The following is an 18,334-nucleotide window of genomic DNA, read 5'->3' on the forward strand; positions in this document are numbered from 1 at the left end:
TTAGTGGCAACATCAGGGCGACTCCTTCTATCATAACGGATTCGGCGGGCGGATGCCTAATGACGATCAGCCTAATTTGTTCGGCGCTCGCCCCGCGCGGGCAGGAGCGGACAGGGAACGCGCCGAATCTGAAGAATTGAACGCCATTCGACCGCCGGAGGAGATGGGCAAGTGAAGGAGAAGGTCATCCAGGCTTACGAGAAGCTGGCAAAGGATTACGAGCTGCACGTAGACGCGCGAAGCGGGCATAACGCGTATTACGAACGGCCGGCCATGATCAAGCTGCTGCCGGCGGACATGGAGGGGCTGACGGTGCTGGACGCCGGCTGCGCGGCAGGGTGGTATACGGAGCAATTCGCGAAGCGGGGCGCGCAAACGATCGCGATCGACATCAGTCCCGCGATGGTCGAAGCCTGCAAACGGCGCGTCGGCGGCAAGGCGAACGTCCTCGCGTGCGATCTCGCGGAGTCCCTTCCGTTCGAACGGGCGTCGTTCGACTTGATCGTAAGCTCCTTGACCCTGCATTACCTCGCGGATTGGGGACCCGTCTTTCGCGAATTCAGGCGGATCTTGAAGCCGGGGGGCGGCTTGATTTTTTCCGTGCATCATCCCTTCATGGATTATCGGCATTTTGATCGGCCGGATTACTTCGCCCATGAGCTGCTGACGGAAACATGGAACAAGCAGGAGTCCGGTCCGGTGGAGGTCAGCTTCTACCGAAGATCGCTGCAAGACATATTGAACGCCACCGCGGAGCGGTTCACGATCGAGCGCGTCGTCGAGCCGCAGCCGGCCGCCGAGTTCAAGGATGCGCCGGGAGCGGCGGCATGGTACGCCAAATGGTTCGACCGACTTGCCACGCAGCCGCATTTTCTGATCCGAAGACGACGTTGAATAGGGCATAACGAGAACGGAAGGAGAGAGGGAAATGGAGAACATCAAGGCGGTATTGTTCGACCTGGACAACACGATTTTGGATCGCACGCGGATGTTCGGCGGGTTCGCGGCGCAATTTTTCGATACGTATTTCGGGCATGTCGCGGACCGGCGGGCGATGCTCGAGCGCGTCGTCGAGCTCGACCAGGACGGCTACAAGCCGCGGGAGACGCTGTTTGCCGAGCTGCTCGAGGAGCTGCCATGGGAGCGGAAGCCCGCGCCGGGCGAGCTGGCGGAGTTCTACCCCGGGGCATACCTGCGCCACGCGGTGCTGATGGAGGGAGCGAGGGAGGTACTGGCGCATGCGCGGGCGAAATACCGGACCGGCCTTATCACGAACGGCAGGACGGCGGTCCAATACGGCAAAATCGACCTGCTGGGCATCCGGGGCGAGTTCGATCTGATCCTCGTCTCCGAGGAAGCGGGCATCAAGAAGCCGGACCCCCGGATCTTCGAACTGGCGGCGGGCAAGCTGGGGCTGCGCGCGGAGGAATGCCTGTTCGTCGGGGATCATCCCGTGAACGATATCGAGGGAGCGGGGCGGATCGGCATGCCGACCGTCTGGATGCGGGCGAACCATCCGTGGCCGGAGGGCAGCGAAGCGAAGCCGCTGCATACCATTACGGCACTGAGCGAGCTGCTCGCGTTGCTGTAGCGCGAACGGAAAAAGGGCTCGGGCAGATCATGCTGCCTTGAGCCCTTTTAATATGTTCCCGCTTTGCCGATCCCGCGCTACGGCGTCACTCTAAGCGAATCGAGCAGCATGTAAGGTGCCCGATTTCTTCACGGCCTTGAGCGTGTGGGTTCCGCTGGACAAGCCCGTCGCTTTATAGACGACCTGATTGGCCAACCGCGTCGGGCTCGACGTGTTCACCGTCGTCTGCAGCACGTTATCCAGGTAAATGTCGACGTTGCCTTGGCCGGCTTCCTTCCCCGTGATCAATTCCGCGCCCGTGCCGGCGAAGGAGAACTGGAAATAGTCGTTGTTCGTCTGGGTGAAATGCACGTCGTTGTTATAATCCCCGAAGCCCCGGTTCCGGCAACCCGCGCGCCGGTGCGGGCAGCGCCGTACCGGCGTCCGCAGGCAAGCGCGGAAATCGGACGAACAGGGAGATATTTCCCTTGCATTGGGAACGCACATTCGGTATATAATAAGAACATACGAACATATATTCGTGTATCGAGGGAGGGTTCATAGATGTCGAGGCATATTTTCCTGATCGACGGACAGTCCTTCTACGCTTCCGTGGAGAAGGCCGCTCATCCGGAGTACAGCGATAAACCGGTTGCCGTCGGCGACCCTTCCAGAATGAACGGCATCGTGCTCGCGGCATGCCCTATCGCCAAGAAGCGCGGCGTCACGACGGCGTCGCGCGTCGGGGAGGCGCTGGCGAGATGTCCGGACCTCGTCGTCATCCGGCCGCGGATGGGGACGTACATTCAAGTCTCCTTATTGATTACCCGCATCTTCGAATCCTACACGGAGCTCGTGGAGCCGTACAGCATCGACGAGCAGTTTCTGGACGTGACGGGTTCCCTGGCTTACTTCGGCGAGTCCCCGCAGGAGCTGGCCGCGCGCATTCAGATGCACGTGAAGCACTCGACGGGCGTCTGGTCGCGGGTCGGCATCGGGCCGACGAAGATTCTCGCCAAGATGGCGACCGACAACTACGCGAAGAAGACCGACGAGGGCGTCTTCGAGCTTTCTTACGACAAATTGGAGTCCACGCTCTGGGAACTTCCCGTGCATCAGATGTTCATGGTCGCCTCCGCCATGACCCGGCATTTCACCCGCATGGGCTTGTCGAGCATCGGCGACATCGCCCGCATGGACTTCGGCGAATTCAAGCGGCGCATGCGGCGCGAGATGGGCAAGCAGAGCGACATCCAGGCCGGCTACTACTGGCAGACCGCGCGGGGCATCGATCCGAGTCCCGTGGAGCCCGGCATCCGGCATCAGCTCAAGTCCGTCAGCCATGGCAAGGCGTTGCGCTGGAATCTGTACCGCGAGCTGAAGGACATCGAGGTCGTGCTGCTGGAGCTGGTCGTGGAGGTGTGCCAGCGCACGCGGCGCAACCGGTTCATGGGCTCGGTCGTGTCGGTGTCCGCGGCGGAAACCGACGGCGTCCGTTCCTGCTGGTTCAGCCGGCAGACGACTCTGCCGCAGCCGACGTCCTTGACCCACGAGGTGGCGGCGGCCGCGCTCAAGCTGTTCAGGGAGCATTGGAACGGATTGCCGATCAGCCGGCTCAGCATTGCCTTGGGGCAATTGTCGGACGACAGCGTCATTCAGCTGACGCTGTTCGAGGACCGTTCCCGCGCTTACAGCAAGGAGCGGGCCATCGACGCCATCAAGGAGCGCTACGGAAGCACGGCCATCATGCGCGCCTCGTCGCTGCTGGAATCCGGCGTGGCGCGGGAAAGGGCGGAGCAAATTGGAGGACACTACAAATGAGCAAGCTGGACGGCAATGAACGCTGGAAATCCAAAATGTTATTGACCGAGCACGTGGAGCGGTACGACGAGCATCATGCGGAAGGGGGCGCGCAGAGCGCCGCGGCCGCTGCGCATGCGCGCCCGCCAAAGGGCAACCTCATTACGACGGAGGAGCGGGCGATGCTGCGCGACTACATCCTGCTGCCGCATATCGTGAAGATCGTGGAGCGGAGCATTGCCGACGTGGAGAACACGACGACGGTGCTGAAGCGCGCGTTTCTGATGGCGGGACAGAAGATTCTGGATCGGGTCGCGCAGGATCTGCACGGGCTGCGGCGGGACCTGAAACAGCGGAATATCCGGATCCTGAACGAGGAGCAGTCGGATCTGGTCGTGTACCACCGCTACTACTGCCGGGGCTACGAGGACCGATTCGGCATGACGCGCGACGTGATGCGTTCCGAGATCAGCATGAAGCTGGCTCGGTACACGTCGGAGCTGGCGGTGCTGCTCAAGGAAGGCACGATGAGGCCGAAGTGAACGGATACGGACTGGCAACGGGAGACGGGGGAAGGAAAAGGCGTAAGCAAACGACGGAACCGCGCATGGAAACAACGGGATGAAGCAAGAACCAACGGAATGGCGCAAGGAAACAACGGAACCGCGCAAGGAAACAACGGAACGGGGCACGGAAAGCCAACGGAAGGCCAAACGAGTGCAAGACCAAAAACGAGCAAGGCCCGTCCGCGGGTTTACAGCGACTATTATTTGCGTGTAGAATAAAGGCAACAATCATTCATACCGCGTTACTGGAGGAGCCTGTCACTGACGGGCTCTTTTTGTCTTTTTTTGGGCACGCCAAGCAAGGGGCAGCCGTAAAACCAACAAGGGAGGGCGTTATGGAACAACAAGCCATTTGGGCCATCGGAATTTTTCTGGCCGCATACGCACTTATGATTTCGGAGAAGATCAACCGGACGATCGTGGCGATGATCGGCGGACTGCTCGTCATCGCGCTCGGCATCGTGGATCAAGAGACGGCGCTGCAGCACATTGATTTCAACACGTTGGGCCTCTTGATCGGCATGATGATCATCGTCTCGGTCACGGCCGATACGGGCGTGTTCGCGTTCGCGGCGGCATGGACCGCGAAGCGGGCGAAGGGCGAGCCCGTCCGCATCTTGGTCGCGCTTGCGCTGATCACGGCGGTCGCCTCGGCTTTCCTGGACAACGTGACGACGATACTGCTGATGGTCCCTGTCACGTTCAGCATCACGAGGCGGCTAGGCCTCTCTCCGATTCCGTTCCTGGTCACGCAAGTCATCGCCTCCAATGTCGGCGGCACGGCCACGCTGATCGGCGACCCGCCCAACATCATGATCGGCAGCGCGGTGAAGGAGCTGACGTTCGGCGCGTTCATCGTTAATCTGGCCCCGATTGCGGCGATCATCATGGCGGTCTACGTACCGCTGTTCGTCCTGCTCTACCGCAAGCAGATCCGGACGACGCCGGAACGGAAGAGAAGTCTCATGGAGCTGGACCCGTCCGGGCTGATCACCGACGTTCGGCTGCTGGTCAAGAGCCTGAGCGTCATGGGGCTGACGATCCTGGCTTTCTTCCTGCACCAGGCGCTGCACCTGGAATCCGCGGCCGTCGCGCTCGCGGGCGCGTTCGTCCTGCTGCTGCTGGCGGGCGAGCATCGCATGGAAGAGGCGTTCAAGAAAGTGGAATGGCCGACGATTTTTTTCTTCGCCGGGTTGTTCGTGCTCGTGTCGGGGCTGGTCGAGACCGGAGTCATGGCCGAGCTCGCCGCCAAGGCGATCGACCTCACGGGCGGAAACGTCGCGGCGGCTTCCATGCTGATCCTGTGGCTCAGCGCGATCGCCTCCGCGTTCTTGGACAACATTCCGTTCGTGGCCACGATGATTCCGCTGATCCAAGAGATGGGCGCGCGCGGCGTCGATCATATGGAGCCGCTGTGGTGGAGTCTCGCGCTCGGCGCCTGCCTGGGCGGCAACGGCACCTTGATCGGAGCGAGCGCCAATCTGGTCGCGGCCGGGCTGGCGGCGAAGGAAGGCCATCCGATCCGGTTCGTCGCTTACATGAAGGTCGCGTTCCCGCTCATGCTCCTGTCGGTCGCGCTGGCCAGCGGGTATATCTACGTACGGTACCTCCTTTGAAGCGAAAGGGCTTTTTTCACTCATTTGGAAGAAAATGAAACTTTACGGTGCTTTCGGCGTCGAATAGACGAGGGGGGATGTACATGTGCAAGGCGATTGCGGCCGTGCTTCTGGCGGCGGTCCTGCTGACGGGCTGCCGGTCATCGGACGCAGGCGATACGAAAGCCGCCGCCGCTGCCGGATTTCCGAAGCCGACGATACCGTATACGTCGGAGCAGGCGGTCGAGAACGGCGACGTCGTGAACGTGCATGGCCGTTACGTCAATCTGAAGCGTTGGAAGACGTTCATGAACCATGTCCAGTCGGCCAAGCCCGGGTACGCGCAGGTCCGGGTTACCGCGTTTACGATCGAAGGAGGCCCGATCGTAAGCGAACTGACCTACGACGGGAAGCAGATCCGCTTCACGTACGATAACGCCATGGACGCGTACGGCAGCGACTTGGGCAGGCCGAGCTCGCTATGCACCGGCATCGGGAAGAAACCGGGATTCGACGGCGCCGACAATTACGTGTTGACGGGCTGCGACGGCGAGGCCGGCCAATATTTTCGATTCCCGGTCGTTCCGCAGAAATAAGATTGAACCGGACGCCGCCGCCATGTAAGATGAAGCACATACCGCAGCAAGAGGAAAGGCGCAACTCATGTGGACATATACCCTGCATCTGGTACGTGATTTATCCCCCGGCGTGAAACGGTTCATCGCGACGGAAAGCTTGTTCGGCATCGCGGCGGGCATCTTCGGCCTCATCCTGAACCTGCATCTCTTGGACCTCGGCTTCTCCAAAGGCGACATCGGCCGGATCACGTCGCTGGGCGCGCTCACGATGGGATTGATGAGCCTTCCGGCAGGCTTCGTCGTCAGGCGGGTCGGACGCAAGCCGATGCTCGTAACGGGCATGCTGCTGGCGTTCCTGGCGCTCGCGCTGTTCGGCTTTGCCACGACCTTGGCCGCGGTCACCGCGGCCCAGCTGATCTGGTCGCTCGGCATCGCGGCGGTCGTCAACTCCGAGATTCAGCTCATCTTCCAATACTGCCGCACCAAGAAGGAAGAGACGAGCGCTTATTCGCTGCTGTTCGCCATGTTCACGCTCTTTACCGGCGTCGGCACGTGGCTCGGCGGTTATCTGCCGGATTGGCTGCCGGGGCACACCACCATCTATCAATACGCCTTCTTCGTTGCAGGCGGCTGCCTGGCGCTGTCCGGTATACTGCGCGGCGTGCTGCTGCCTTCCACGCACGCAAGGGCGGAGAATGCGGCGACGACGGCGGGCGGGGACGCGAAGTCCGGCGAACCTGCGCCCAAGCCGAAGCACCGGCACGCGATGGGCTTTCTGCTGCTGCTGTCGCTGTTGATCTTCAGTTCCGGGTTCGCGTTCGGGCTGCTCAGTCCCTTTCTGAACGTGATCCTGAAATTCAGGTTCGAGATGGGAGACGGCGGCATATCCGGTCTGCTCGCGTTGTCCGGGTTCTGCTTCTTCGTCGGCTCGATGGCGATGCCGTACATCGTGGAACGGTGGGGCAGCCGCAGGACGTTCGCGTTTCTGTTTCTTTATAACGCGCTCGTCGTGGCGCTGATGGCGGTCGCGATGCCGGCTTCGGCGTTCGCCGTGCTGCTGCTGCTGCGCGGAACGGGCTTTACGATGCTGAACAATTTGACGGACAGCGAGTGCATGTCGGCGGTGGCCGAGGAAGACCGCAACCTGTTCGCGGGCATGCGGACGGTCTCGCGCAGCATCGGCAATACGATCGCCTCGTATTGGGCCGGGTATATCTTGGCGGGCAGTCATTATTCGCTGCCCTTCCTGCTGACGGCCGCCGCCGTGCTGGCCGGGTATGCCGTGTATGCGTGGTTCGTGCAGGGCAAGCTGGATCGCAGGCTGCAAGCGCAGACCTAACACGGCCGCGAATTTTCCATTCGCAAGGAGAGTGATCGCATGGACCGCAAGGTTCCGCAGAAAATCACGCGCAAGGCTTTCCTCGGCACGACCGCGAAGATCGCGATCGGCGCCGCCGCCATCTTGGCCGGGAGCACCGGCTTGTTCTATTACGGTGCCGTCACGCACCGGAAAGTCGGCAGCCCGCCGCCGCCGGGCAACATCGTGAAGCTCGGCGAAGTCGCGGATCTGAAGCTGCTGCAGGGCGTCGCGAAAATCGACTACGAAGCGGAATACGTCGACGCATGGTATACGAAGCCGGTGTCGGGGTTCGTGTACGTCGCGATCGGCGGGGCGGGGGAGCTGCTGATCATGTCGCCCGCCTGCTCGCATCTGGGCTGCACGATCGTGCCCGCGACGGAAGCGCAGCGGGCCGACCGCCCGGACACGTATTTCTGGTGTCCCTGCCACGGCGCGGAGTTCGACGGCACGGGAGGCGCGACCTTCGTCGTCACGCGGGGGCTGGATACGTTCGAACCGATCATCGCGGGCGGCAGCGTCTATTTCGACCTGATGAAGCCGATTCCGGGAACGGAAGCCTAACCGCCCGCCGGCGTTGATCGCCGCTACGCGCCGCAACAGGCGAGCCGCCATGCGCCGAGAAAGCCGAGCCGCGCGAAGTACGGAAAGCAGACCCTGTCCGGGAAAATTCGGGCAGGGTTTTTCATGTCGCGCCCCGCAGGTGTATAATGGCAGTATTAGGAACGCGCAAGCTCAGCAGAATCGGACTGGCAAAACGAACGACAAGGGAGCGTGTTTGACATGAACAGCAAGCTGCGATTTTCCGACCGGGTGGACACCTATGTGAAGTACCGCCCAAGCTATCCGAAGGAGGCCATCGATCATCTGTACGATGCCATCGGTTTTAACACCGCTTCGGTGATCGCGGATATCGGCGCGGGGACGGGCATTTTCTCGCGGCTTCTCCTGGAACGGGGAAGCCGCGTCATCGCGGTGGAGCCCAATAACGAGATGCGGACGGCCGCGATGGAAACGCTGGCGCAGGAGCCGCAGTTTCTGGCGGTGTGCGGCTCGGCCGAGGAGACGACGCTGACGGATGATTCCGTGGATTACATCGTGTGCGCGCAGTCGTTCCACTGGTTCGACCGAGCGGCGGCGCGGGCGGAGTTCGGCCGCATCCTGAAGCCGGACGGGAAGGCGGCGCTGATCTGGAATTCGCGCATGACGCAGGGCGCGCCGTTCAGGGAAGGCTACGATCTGCTGCTGAAAAATTACGCCACCGACTACGAGCAGATGACGCACAAGAACATTTCGTCCGCCGATCTGGCGTCCTTCTTCAAGGAAGGAACGATGCGGGAAGCGCGGTTCACGATGAGCCAGGCGTTCGACTACGAAGGGTTGAAGGGCCGGCTGTTGTCCTCATCCTACAGTCCGATGCCGGGCCACCCCAATCATGAACCGATGATCGCGGGGCTGCGGCAGCTGTTCGACGAGACGAGCGAGGACGGCAAAATCGCGTTCGACTACGAGACGGAAGTGTACTGGGGCGAAGTATAAGCACAGCCCGAGAGGGCTCGGCGAACAGCGGGGGCCGAGGCATCCGTGCCGGCAGCAGCCGGGGCAAGCAATTGCCCGCGGCTGCTGTTTGGTTTGCGGCTGCGCGAAGCAGCCGGCAGCGGCAATTTCCCGGCTTCGCGATGGACCAAGACCGCAGCCCGCCCGGCCGCCGGGCAGGATCACCGAGCCGTCCCCGGAAGCGGATGCTCGGCATGGCAACAATTATTCGCTCGAGAGGGGGCGGCCGTTCATGCCGCAAATTTGGTTCGACCCGGGCGCCCTCGCGGTCAGCTGCGGGCCGGTTACCGTGACGCTGCTCGCCAAGGAGTACGCGCTGCTCAAGTTTTTGTACGACCGCCGCGGACAGGTTTTCGCGCGCGCCCAGCTGCTGGATCATGTCTGGCCGTCGCATTATCCGGACGAGCGGACGGTGGACGACCACGTGTACCGCATCCGCCGGAAGCTCGTCCGGCTGCCGCAGCTCGCCGTCGTGACGGTCCGGGGCTACGGCTACAGCCTGCGCATGACGGGGGGAACCGAGATGCCGAACCCGTCCGTGCAGGACGAAGAGACGCGGGCTTCCGTTCAAGGCTTGTTCCGCAAATACCATCTCTTCGGACAGGGGCGGTCGATTCTGACGCTGGCCGCGCAGCAGGATGCCCTTGGGATCGAAGTGGATGCCTTCTACGCCGTGTACATGCGCTTCATCCAGGGCGATTTGGCATGGCTGCTGGATACCGATGAAGCGCCGCCCGCGGACAGATTGTATTGGGTGCTGCTGCTCTATGCGTACGCGGCGGGGCCGCAACCCGGCTTGGCGATGTTCGAGCGGACGCTGGCATTGGATGTGGTGACGCCGGAGCAGAAGCGCGAGCTGTATATCTTGAATATCATCGATCTATATGCCGATACCGGTCAGTTCGAACGGGCGGAGGAACGGCTGTCCATCGCCCGCGAAGTCGTGGATCGGGACGATCTGACGGGATTCCCGGTTGCCGTCGCGACCGCGGAGTTCTACGTCCGCGTCGCCAAGGGCGATCTGGCCGCGGCGGAACGAAGCATGGGCGAGCTGGAGGCGATGCTGCGGGATGCCCCGTATTTGCGGGAAATCGGCCGGTACCATCTGGTGCGGGCGATGTTCCTGCTGCGGTCCGGGAAGCCGAAGGAAGCGTCGCAAGCCGTCGAGTCCGGACTGCAGGTCGTCCGGCAGTCGCAGAACGTGCCGCTCCTGCTCGTCTCGCTTAAGCAGCTGCGCCTTTGCTTGAACCGAGTTCGTTCCGCCGGGCGGGATGCCGGGAGGGGAGCGCTCGAGCGGAAGCTGGACGGGCTTGAGGACGAGCTGGAGCGGGAGCATGCCTTCAATCGGCGATTGGCGGATATGGAGGCAATGCTCGACCGGTATTTGAGATGACCTTCCGCCCGCCGTTTGCATGTCCGCGTTCCTCGCCTCCGTTATTCGCATTGTCCAGCCTTCTTATAATCGCGGGGTCCTCCTCTGACAATCCTCTGACAATCCTCTGACAAAGCTCGCTTATCCTGAAGCCATCCTGCGCATAAGCGGAATCAGAGGGGGAAGGCATTATGGAACAAACGACGGGGGCGGCAGGGAACCTGTGGGCAAACCGCGCATTCGCGCGCATGTTCGCCGCTTACGCGGGGGCGGCGATGGGCGAATGGTTCGACGCCATCGCGATTCAAGTGCTGATCGTGTACCGCTGGGGCGCGGGACCGATGACGCTGGCCTGGATTCCGGTCGTCATGGCGCTGCCGGGACTGCTGCTCGGCACGCTCGCGGGCGTCGCGGCCGACCGTCTGCCGCGGATCAAGCTGATGCTGCTGTGCGATTTGCTCACGGCCGCCATTACCGCGGCGCTTCTCGCCGCGCCGAACGTCTACGCGCTCATGCCGCTGCTTGCGCTCCGCGCGGGGGCGGCCGCGTTCATCTCGCCGGCCCAGCAGGCCATTACGCGGCAGATCGTGCCGACCGACCGGCTGCTTCAGGCGACGACCTATAACGGCATGGTGCAGCAGGGCGCCAAGATCGCCGGTCCGCTCGCGGGCGCGCTCGTTCTGGCGGCCTTGTCGCCGAGCGCCTGCATTCTCGTGCATGCGGCGTCCAGGCTGCTCTCGGCGGGGCTGCTCTGGACGGTCCGGTCGGCCGAAACGCCGGTCCCGTCCCAGCCGGCAGCGGCGACACGCATGTCGGGGGCGATCGAGGCAGCGAATTCGGCAGTGGCGACGGACCCATCGGGGGCGGTCGTGACAACGCAGTCGGCAGCGGAGGCGATGCGCCCGTCGGCAGCCGATGAATGGCGCGAAGGCATGCGGTTCATCATGCGCGCCAAGCCCGTGCGGCATACGCTGCTCTTCGGCTTCGTCGGGCTGACCGCGATCCTTATGGTGGACTACCAATTCTCCACGCTCCTGCGGGAGCTCTCGCCCGGCGAACCCTCCTTGCTCGGCTGGCTCGTGGCGGCAATCGGAGCCGGTTCGGTCGCGGTCATGCTGGTTTTGAACAAGCGGAGCCGGCTGTCGTACGGCTGGGGCTTGGGCGGCGGCTACGTATGGCTCGGGGCGGCGATCGCGGGGCTTGGCATGCTGCGTCCGGGCGCGCCGATCGGCTGGGTGCTCGCGCTCGGACTATTGCTCGGCATCGGGAACGGGGCGTTCATCACGACGAAAATCTACCTGCTGCAGCGGGAGATGCCGCCCGCGATGATCGGCCGGGTATTCGGCGTCGAGCAGACGCTGACGAGCCTTGTCATGCTCGGCGCGCCGCTTGCCGGCGGATGGATGATCGTAGCGGCTGGCGCAGGTCCGGTCTTTACGGGGTTCGGCTGGGCGACGGCGGCCATCGGGCTGCTCGGCTTGCTTTTCGCGCCGGCGCTGTGGGGGAGAATGGCTGCGGCCGAAGGCGACCGCCGAAAGGCATCACATACGATGTGAGATTAAGAGGGAGGGGCGGCGGCTCCTCCCTTTTCGCGCGGGCTTTTAGGCCGATTTGTTTCTTCCATACGCGAATATTTTATTCCATAGACTAATAACAATGGGGTAAGACTTTTCGCGTAAAGGAAGTGTGGCCATGGGGAGATATAGATGGGTGAAATGGCGGAAATTCCTCCTCTGGCTGCTCGTGATCGGTCTCCTGGTCTGGTACGTGGCGACCGGCGGACCGACGGTGCTGGCGGTGGCGCTGAGCATTATCAGCCTGCTGCTGCAGCTGCTCTTTGCCATGATGTTCATGATCGTGCAGTTCGTCGCGCTTTTCTGGTTTCTGGCGAGGGGACGAACGTATTGGGTGCTGCCCGGCGAGACGGGCGCGACCTGGGACGATTACCGGGGCAATCCCGAGATCGTGGACAACGCGAAGCGGATCGTGCTGCTGCTCGGCGGAGTCAAGGACTTCAAGGAAATGGGCGGCGAGGCGATCCGGGGGTTCCTGCTCTGCGGTCCGCCGGGAACCGGGAAATCCTATCTGGCGCAGGTCATCGCCAACGAAGCGAAGGTGCCGTTCGCGTACGCGTCCGCCCCGAGCTTCCAGAACATGTTCTTCGGCGTCGGCAACATGAAGGTCATGCGGCTGTACAAGAAGGCGCGCAATCTGGCGAAGGTCTACGGCGCCTGCATTATCTTCATCGACGAGATCGACGCGATCGGGATGAAACGGCAGGGCAGCGGCGGCGGCATGATGGGGATGATGGGCATGGGGGGCGGCTCCGGCCTGCTCAACGAGCTGCTGCTGCAGATGGATCCGCCGAACCTCGACAACGGCAAAATCGCGAAGCTGCTTCGCTCGCTCGGCCTGCGGCGCAAGAAGGCGGAGCGCCCGGCGGTGCTGACCATCGCGGCGACGAACCTGCCCGACGTGCTGGACTCGGCGCTGCTGCGTCCCGGCCGGTTCGACCGGCAGCTGTGGGTCGATACGCCCGACTACGACGGCCGGATCGATATTTTCCAATACTACCTCAAGAAAGTAAAACGCGATGAAACGCTGACGCCGGAGAAAGCCGCGCTCGATACGATCGGCTATAGCCCGGCGCAGATCAAGCATATCGTCAACGAATCCGTCATCATCGCGCATCAACGCGGCGCGCAGCTGGCCAGCTACCTGGATTTCCGCGTCGCCATGGAGACGTATGAATGGGGCCTTAAGCAGCCGCTGCGTTCCATGAGCGAGGACGAGAAACGCAACGTCGCCTATCACGAAGCGGGGCACGCGGTCGCCCAGTATTTGCTCAAGCCGCACGAGCGCGTGTGGAAGGTGACGATCATCCGGCGCGGCAGCGCGCTCGGCCTGGCCGCGACGAAGCCGACGCACGAACGGTACAACCGGAGCGACAGCGAGATTTTGGCCGGGATCCAAGTCTGCCTGGCCGCCCGCGCGGTCGAGGAGGAGTTTCTCGGGAAGAAGCTGAACGGGGTGACCTCCGATCTGCAGCAGGCGACCTCGATGGCGGGCGCATATCTCGGCATGGTCGGGATGGGCGACGAGCTGTTCAGTTTCCTTGCGACGGGCTCGCACGCGGAGGCGCTGAAGGCGCTCCGGCCGAAAATCAACGAGCTGCTGAAGGATCAGATGCAGCAGGTCAAGAAGCTCGTGAAGGACCATGCCGAATTCGTGCATGTGATCGCCGGGGAACTGCTCAAGCAAGGCGATCTGACGGGCGAGGAGATCGAGGGCATCTATCTCTCCCTGTACGGCCGTACCCGGCCGGAGCCGCCGAAGGTGACGACGCTTCCCGCGAAGCTGGAAGCGCCAGATGAAGCGAAGCGGACGCAGCAGGCGCAGGAGCAGGAGCAAGAGCAGGAGGAGCCGGAATCGGAACCGTCCGAGGAGGATGCGATCGGGAACGAAGATCCGGAGGGCGGAAAGGAACCGGACTGATCCGCTGCGAGCGGCGCGAAGCCGCAAGCCGCGAATCGGACATGAAGAACCGCGCTGGCCGCCGATCGCGAATGGAATATCGCAAACGCAAGAAACCCGCCGTATCGGCGGGTTTCTTGCGTTTCGACCGACGCACGGACACGGTCGATGTTTAAGTCGAACGGGGTGGCCGCAGCCACTCTCGCGGACGGCGATGCGGCCGCAAGCCGCGCATCGACGGCGAAAAACCTCCGAACGCGCCGGCGGACCGGACGCGGCGGAGGTTTTTCCGGATGGCATGCAAGGTTCGCATTCCGTGAATGCAAGGCTCACGTCTCGTGCAAAATGTCGCCCGTCCGCGACAGGTCGTAGCCGGCGATGGCCTCAAGCTCGCCCTTGAACGCCTCGGAGCGGATGATGCGCAGCAGATCGGGCATCCACGCCAATGATGCGGCATTCTTCATCACGACAAGGTCGTACTGCTCCCGGATAAGCGGGATGAAATCGATGCCGCCGACGAGCGAGGCGGCTTTCTCGCTTCCGACGCCGACGTCGGCATGGCCGGAGGCGACCTGGGCTGCGACGCCGAGATGGTTGGTCTGCTCCCGGTCGTAGCCGAGCAGCCCGCCGGTCGCGATGCCATGCAGCCGAAGCTGCTCGTCCAGCAGCACGCGCGCGCCGGAGCCGCGCTCGCGATTGGCGAACCGCAGCCCTGGCCGGCCGAGGTCGGCCCAGCCCAGCAGCTCCAGCGGGTTGCCGCGTCGGACGTAGAGCCCGGCATTGCGGGAGAGCAGGTTAACGACCATGTACGACGCGCCTACGAGCAGCCTCCGGATATAGGGGAGGTTGTACGCGCCGGTCTCGCCGTCGAGCAGATGCGTGCTGACGATATCGGCTTCGCCCCTGTACATCGCGATCAAGCTGTCCATGCTGCCGACATGCGCGCGAAGCGGACGCGTGCCGGGCAACTGCTTCTCCATGTGCTTCGCCAGTATATCCAAGCTGACGTCCTGCCCGGTAATGACGATGGGCCGCAGGCCGTTTGCCGGCGCGGCGGCCGGGATGCCGAGCGGCGGCTGCTCCGCGAAAGAAGCAGCCGGCCGCTCCGAAGCGGAGAGGCTCTTGGCACGCTGCTTGTAAGCCTCGAGATCGTCGGCGTCGATGCGCATCTGTTTGCCGACGCGGTAAGAGGCGAGCTCGCCTTTCTTGATGAGGTCGTAGACGGTCAACTTGGAGATTTTGAGCAGCTTGGCGATTTCTTCGGTCGTATAGGAAATGTCGCTGGACATGACGGGGGCCTCCTGCGGTTAAGATGGGGTACGGGATATCGGCTGAGGTCATTGTACCATAGGATGTACGCGATGCGGCGGTTGGAGGCAAATGCGCAAGGTATCGTTCGGACGGCGATTCATGATAAAATGTGGGAAAACGAATCGAAGGTGGACTGGCGTACGATGACCGACTATTCCAAAATCATGGGGATCCCGGTTCCCAAGCTGACCATGCCGGAAACCGTGGCCCGGATTCAAGGCGTCCTTGCGGAGAAGAAGCGCAAGCTGTTTCACGTCGTGACGCTCAATCCGGAAATCGCGATGTCCTGCCAGCAGGACGCGGAGCTTCGCGGCATCGTCGACGGGGCGGATCTGCTCACGGCGGACGGCATCGGGATCGTGCTGGTCTCCCGCATGCGGCGCGATCCGCTGCCCGAGCGGGTGACGGGCTGCGATTTGCTCTTCGAACTGCTGGAAGCCGGCAACCGCAGCGGATGGTCGTTCTATCTGCTGGGCGCGGACGAAGCGACGAACCGGCGCGCGGCCGACGTGATCCGGCAGCGGTACCCCGGCGTATCCGTGGTCGGCAGGCAGCACGGCTATTTCGATCCGTCGGAGGACGAGCGGGTCGCGGCGGATATTGCCGCGAAGCGGCCCGACGTGCTCGTCGTCGCCTTGGGCGCCCCGAAAGCGGAGCGCTGGATTCATGCGCGCAAGGACAGGCTGCGGGCGCGCGTCGCCGTCGGCGTCGGCGGGAGCCTCGATATCGTGGCCGGTACCGTCAAGCGCGCGCCGGCGGTATGGCAGCGGCTCCACGCGGAGTGGCTGTTCCGGCTGCTCAATCAGCCGTCGCGGTGGCGGAGGCAGCTGATTTTGCCGCGGTTCGCGCTGAGAGCGATATTGTATAAGGAGCGCGCGCCGGCGCGGCAATCCTAACGCAAGCGTCGTACCGCAACAGAGGCAACTCCAAACGCGCGAAGCCGAAAAGGGCGGCAGCGGGAGCAGATCGTTCTGCTTCGCTGCCGCCCTTTTCGAGACTGCGGGAGTTATGAGATTCGCGTTAATCCGTTATGCGCACATAGACCCGATCGCCGTGCTTTTCCACCGCCACGGGCGACTCGAAGAAGGCGCTGAGCCCGTCGGTCGTGAGCACGTCCTCCGTTCGCCCGCTGCGCACGATCTCGCCGCCGCGGATGAGCAGCGCATGCGTGAACGCCGGCAAAATCTCCTCCGTGTGGTGGGTGACGTAGATCAGCGTCGGCGCGTCCTCGCGCTCGGTCAAGTCCTTGATGCTGGCGAGCAGCCGCTCCCGGGAGAAGAGATCGAGGCCGTTGCACGGCTCGTCCAGGATCAGGATGCGCGGCTTCGCCATGAGCGCCCGGGCGATGAGCAGCTTCTGCTTCTCGCCCTGCGAGCAGGTGCGGAATTCGCGGTCCCACAGGTGGGCGCATCCCAGCGTCTCCATAAGCGAGCGGGCGAGGTCCAGATCTTCCTCCGAAACGCGGTCGTACAAGCCGATCGTCGCGTGTTTGCCGCTGATGACGATGTTCTGCGTCCGGTCGGTGGCGTACAGCTTCTCCTGCAGCGACGTGCTGACCCAGCCGATTTCTTTGCGAAGCTGGCGCAGGTCCACCTCGCCGTAACGGTGGCCGAGCACGCTGACGGAGCCTTCGGACGGCCAGAAATAACCGTTGACCAGATTCAGCAGCGTCGTCTTGCCGGAGCCGTTCAGCCCCAGCAAAGCCCAGTGTTCGCCCGGCGCGACCTGCCAGCTTACGTCCTTCAGCAGCGTCAGCTGCTCCCGCCGCCAAGTGACATGTTCGATATCGATAATCATGGGACTCCGGAAAACTCCTTTCGTGATGCCTTTCGTTAATGCCTATCGTGATGCCTTTCGTGCCCTGCGTGCTGACAGGGGAACCATGGTTCCTATTGTACGCCCGTCGGCGCGTATCATCAATCGTTCATGCCGCCTCCGAGCTTCGCATCAGCTTGGATTCGCGCGGCAGCAGGAAGGCGCAGACGCCGAGCAGCGGCAGGAAGGAGCAGAGCCGGATGACGAATTCGGCGCTCGTCGTGTCCATCAGCCAGCCGAGCAGCACGGAGCCGAGGCCCGCCATGCCGAAGGCCAGTCCGAAGAACAAGCCGGACACCGTGCCGACGTGCCGCGGCAGCAATTCCTGCGCATAGACGATGATGACGGAAAAGCCGGACATGAGAATCAGGCCGATCGCGCAGCAGAGCAGCATGGCGGCCGCCGGACTCGCGTAGGGCAGCAGCAGCGAGAACGGCGCCGTGCCGGCGATGGAGATCCAGATCATCGTTTTGCGGCCGAATCGGTCGGCGAGCGGCCCGCCGAGCAGCGTGCCGACCATGCCGGCAAACTGCAGCGCGAACAGGCAAATTTGCGCGCGGGACAAGGGCAGATGGTAATGATCCATGAAATAGAACGAATAGAAGCCCGTCATGCCGGCGATATAGACGAATTTGGAGAACAGCAGGGCGATCAGCAGCGCCATCGTGCCGACGATGAACAGCTTGGCATGCGGCGCCGGATCGCGCTCGTCCGAAGCGGAGACGGCCGCCGTCTTTGCCGGCGCGGCGGCCAGACGTTCCGCGTACCAGCGGCTGATGACGAGCTGCACCGCGATGCCGACGACGGCCGCGGTCGTGAACCAAAGGAAGCCGAGCTGCCCGAGCGGCATCAGCACGAACGCGACGAGCAGCGGCGCCAGCGCCTGGCCGGTGTTTCCGCCGACCTGGAAGACCGACTGCGCCATGCCGCGCCCGCGGCCGGCGGCCATCCGCGCGACGCGCGACGATTCCGGATGCAGCACGGACGAACCGACGCCGATGAACACGGCGGCCGCGAGCAGCATCCACAGCGAGTTCGCGCAGGCGAAGCCGAGCACGCCGACGAGCGAGAAGACCATGCCGAGCGGCAGCAGATTCGGCATCGGCCTGCGGTCGGACAGGAAGCCGATGAACGGCTGCAGGAGGGAGGCGGTAATATTGAGCATGAACGCGACCCAGCCGATCCGGGTGAACGTCAGGTGCATCGAGGATTGGAACAGCGGGAAAGCGGAAGGCACGGCCGTCTGCATCGCGTCGTTGAGCAGATGGGCGAAGCTGACGCCGAGCAGCATCCAAACGGCGGGATTGCGCGTTGCCGTCATGGCGGCGGATTGGGTCAT

At 63.1% G+C, this 18,334-nt stretch carries 17 protein-coding genes; 13 read left to right on the forward strand and 4 right to left on the reverse strand.

Features of this window, described 5'->3' with window-relative positions; translation table 11 throughout:
* Positions 1 to 171: 171 nt before the first annotated feature.
* Both AC50YL_RS17505 and AC50YL_RS17510 read left to right on the forward strand, forming a co-directional pair.
* Positions 172 to 894: a class I SAM-dependent methyltransferase gene (locus AC50YL_RS17505; protein ID WP_494833489.1), complete on the forward strand. Its 723-nt coding sequence runs from the start codon at positions 172 to 174 to the stop codon at positions 892 to 894.
* Between the two features lie 34 nt (positions 895 to 928).
* Positions 929 to 1,591: an HAD family hydrolase gene (locus tag AC50YL_RS17510; protein ID WP_494833491.1), complete on the forward strand. Its 663-nt coding sequence runs from the start codon at positions 929 to 931 to the stop codon at positions 1,589 to 1,591.
* A 90-nt stretch (positions 1,592 to 1,681) separates the two neighbouring features.
* Here the strand turns inward: AC50YL_RS17510 and AC50YL_RS17515 are convergent, their stop codons facing one another.
* On the reverse strand, positions 1,682 to 1,942 hold the full coding sequence (locus AC50YL_RS17515) for a hypothetical protein (RefSeq protein ID WP_494833493.1): 261 nt from the start codon (positions 1,940 to 1,942) through the stop codon (positions 1,682 to 1,684).
* Between the two features lie 192 nt (positions 1,943 to 2,134).
* Between AC50YL_RS17515 and AC50YL_RS17520 the strand changes: the two genes are divergently transcribed.
* From AC50YL_RS17520 to AC50YL_RS17565, 10 genes are all read left to right on the forward strand, one after another.
* On the forward strand, positions 2,135 to 3,391 hold the full coding sequence (locus tag AC50YL_RS17520) for a DNA polymerase IV (protein WP_494833494.1): 1,257 nt from the start codon (positions 2,135 to 2,137) through the stop codon (positions 3,389 to 3,391).
* Positions 3,388 to 3,912, forward strand: coding sequence for a YhjD family protein (locus AC50YL_RS17525; RefSeq protein WP_494833496.1), 525 nt, complete (start codon positions 3,388 to 3,390; stop codon positions 3,910 to 3,912). Before AC50YL_RS17520 ends, AC50YL_RS17525 begins: the two co-directional genes overlap by 4 nt.
* Before the next feature lie 359 nt (positions 3,913 to 4,271).
* The gene (locus tag AC50YL_RS17530) at positions 4,272 to 5,552 is read left to right on the forward strand and encodes an ArsB/NhaD family transporter (RefSeq protein ID WP_494833498.1); all 1,281 of its coding nucleotides are present in this window, start codon (positions 4,272 to 4,274) and stop codon (positions 5,550 to 5,552) included.
* 83 nt (positions 5,553 to 5,635) lie between these two features.
* Positions 5,636 to 6,127 carry a DUF4362 domain-containing protein gene (locus tag AC50YL_RS17535; protein WP_494833500.1) on the forward strand — a complete coding sequence of 164 codons (492 nt, stop codon included), beginning with the start codon at positions 5,636 to 5,638 and terminating at the stop codon, positions 6,125 to 6,127.
* Between the two features lie 67 nt (positions 6,128 to 6,194).
* Positions 6,195 to 7,448: an MFS transporter gene (locus AC50YL_RS17540; RefSeq protein WP_494833501.1), complete on the forward strand. Its 1,254-nt coding sequence runs from the start codon at positions 6,195 to 6,197 to the stop codon at positions 7,446 to 7,448.
* Between the two features lie 39 nt (positions 7,449 to 7,487).
* Complete coding sequence (locus tag AC50YL_RS17545) at positions 7,488 to 8,030, forward strand: QcrA and Rieske domain-containing protein (protein ID WP_494833502.1); 543 nt, start codon at positions 7,488 to 7,490, stop codon at positions 8,028 to 8,030.
* Between the two features lie 219 nt (positions 8,031 to 8,249).
* Positions 8,250 to 9,005 carry a class I SAM-dependent methyltransferase gene (locus tag AC50YL_RS17550; RefSeq protein ID WP_494833504.1) on the forward strand — a complete coding sequence of 252 codons (756 nt, stop codon included), beginning with the start codon at positions 8,250 to 8,252 and terminating at the stop codon, positions 9,003 to 9,005.
* Between the two features lie 250 nt (positions 9,006 to 9,255).
* Positions 9,256 to 10,416: a winged helix-turn-helix domain-containing protein gene (locus AC50YL_RS17555; RefSeq protein WP_494833506.1), complete on the forward strand. Its 1,161-nt coding sequence runs from the start codon at positions 9,256 to 9,258 to the stop codon at positions 10,414 to 10,416.
* Between the two features lie 170 nt (positions 10,417 to 10,586).
* Positions 10,587 to 11,951 (forward strand): MFS transporter, encoded by a 1,365-nt coding sequence (locus AC50YL_RS17560; protein WP_494833508.1) that lies wholly within the window; start codon positions 10,587 to 10,589, stop codon positions 11,949 to 11,951.
* A 136-nt stretch (positions 11,952 to 12,087) separates the two neighbouring features.
* Positions 12,088 to 13,890 (forward strand): AAA family ATPase, encoded by a 1,803-nt coding sequence (locus AC50YL_RS17565; protein ID WP_494833510.1) that lies wholly within the window; start codon positions 12,088 to 12,090, stop codon positions 13,888 to 13,890.
* 308 nt (positions 13,891 to 14,198) lie between these two features.
* Here AC50YL_RS17565 and AC50YL_RS17570 read toward each other — a convergent pair whose 3' ends face one another.
* Entirely contained in the window at positions 14,199 to 15,158 is a 960-nt protein-coding gene (locus tag AC50YL_RS17570; RefSeq protein WP_494833511.1) for a substrate-binding domain-containing protein, read from the reverse strand.
* A gap of 72 nt (positions 15,159 to 15,230) precedes the next feature.
* On the opposite strand from AC50YL_RS17570, the gene AC50YL_RS17575 reads away from it, so the two are divergent.
* On the forward strand, positions 15,231 to 16,076 hold the full coding sequence (locus tag AC50YL_RS17575; RefSeq protein ID WP_494833512.1) for a WecB/TagA/CpsF family glycosyltransferase: 846 nt from the start codon (positions 15,231 to 15,233) through the stop codon (positions 16,074 to 16,076).
* Positions 16,077 to 16,200: 124 nt separating this feature from the next.
* On the opposite strand, the gene AC50YL_RS17580 is transcribed toward AC50YL_RS17575, so the two are convergent.
* Both AC50YL_RS17580 and AC50YL_RS17585 read right to left on the reverse strand, forming a co-directional pair.
* Complete coding sequence (locus tag AC50YL_RS17580) at positions 16,201 to 16,977, reverse strand: ABC transporter ATP-binding protein (protein ID WP_494833513.1); 777 nt, start codon at positions 16,975 to 16,977, stop codon at positions 16,201 to 16,203.
* Positions 16,978 to 17,104: 127 nt separating this feature from the next.
* The gene (locus AC50YL_RS17585; protein ID WP_494833514.1) at positions 17,105 to 18,334 is read right to left on the reverse strand and encodes an MFS transporter; all 1,230 of its coding nucleotides are present in this window, start codon (positions 18,332 to 18,334) and stop codon (positions 17,105 to 17,107) included.

Source organism: Paenibacillus sp. J22P277, from assembly GCF_059383675.1.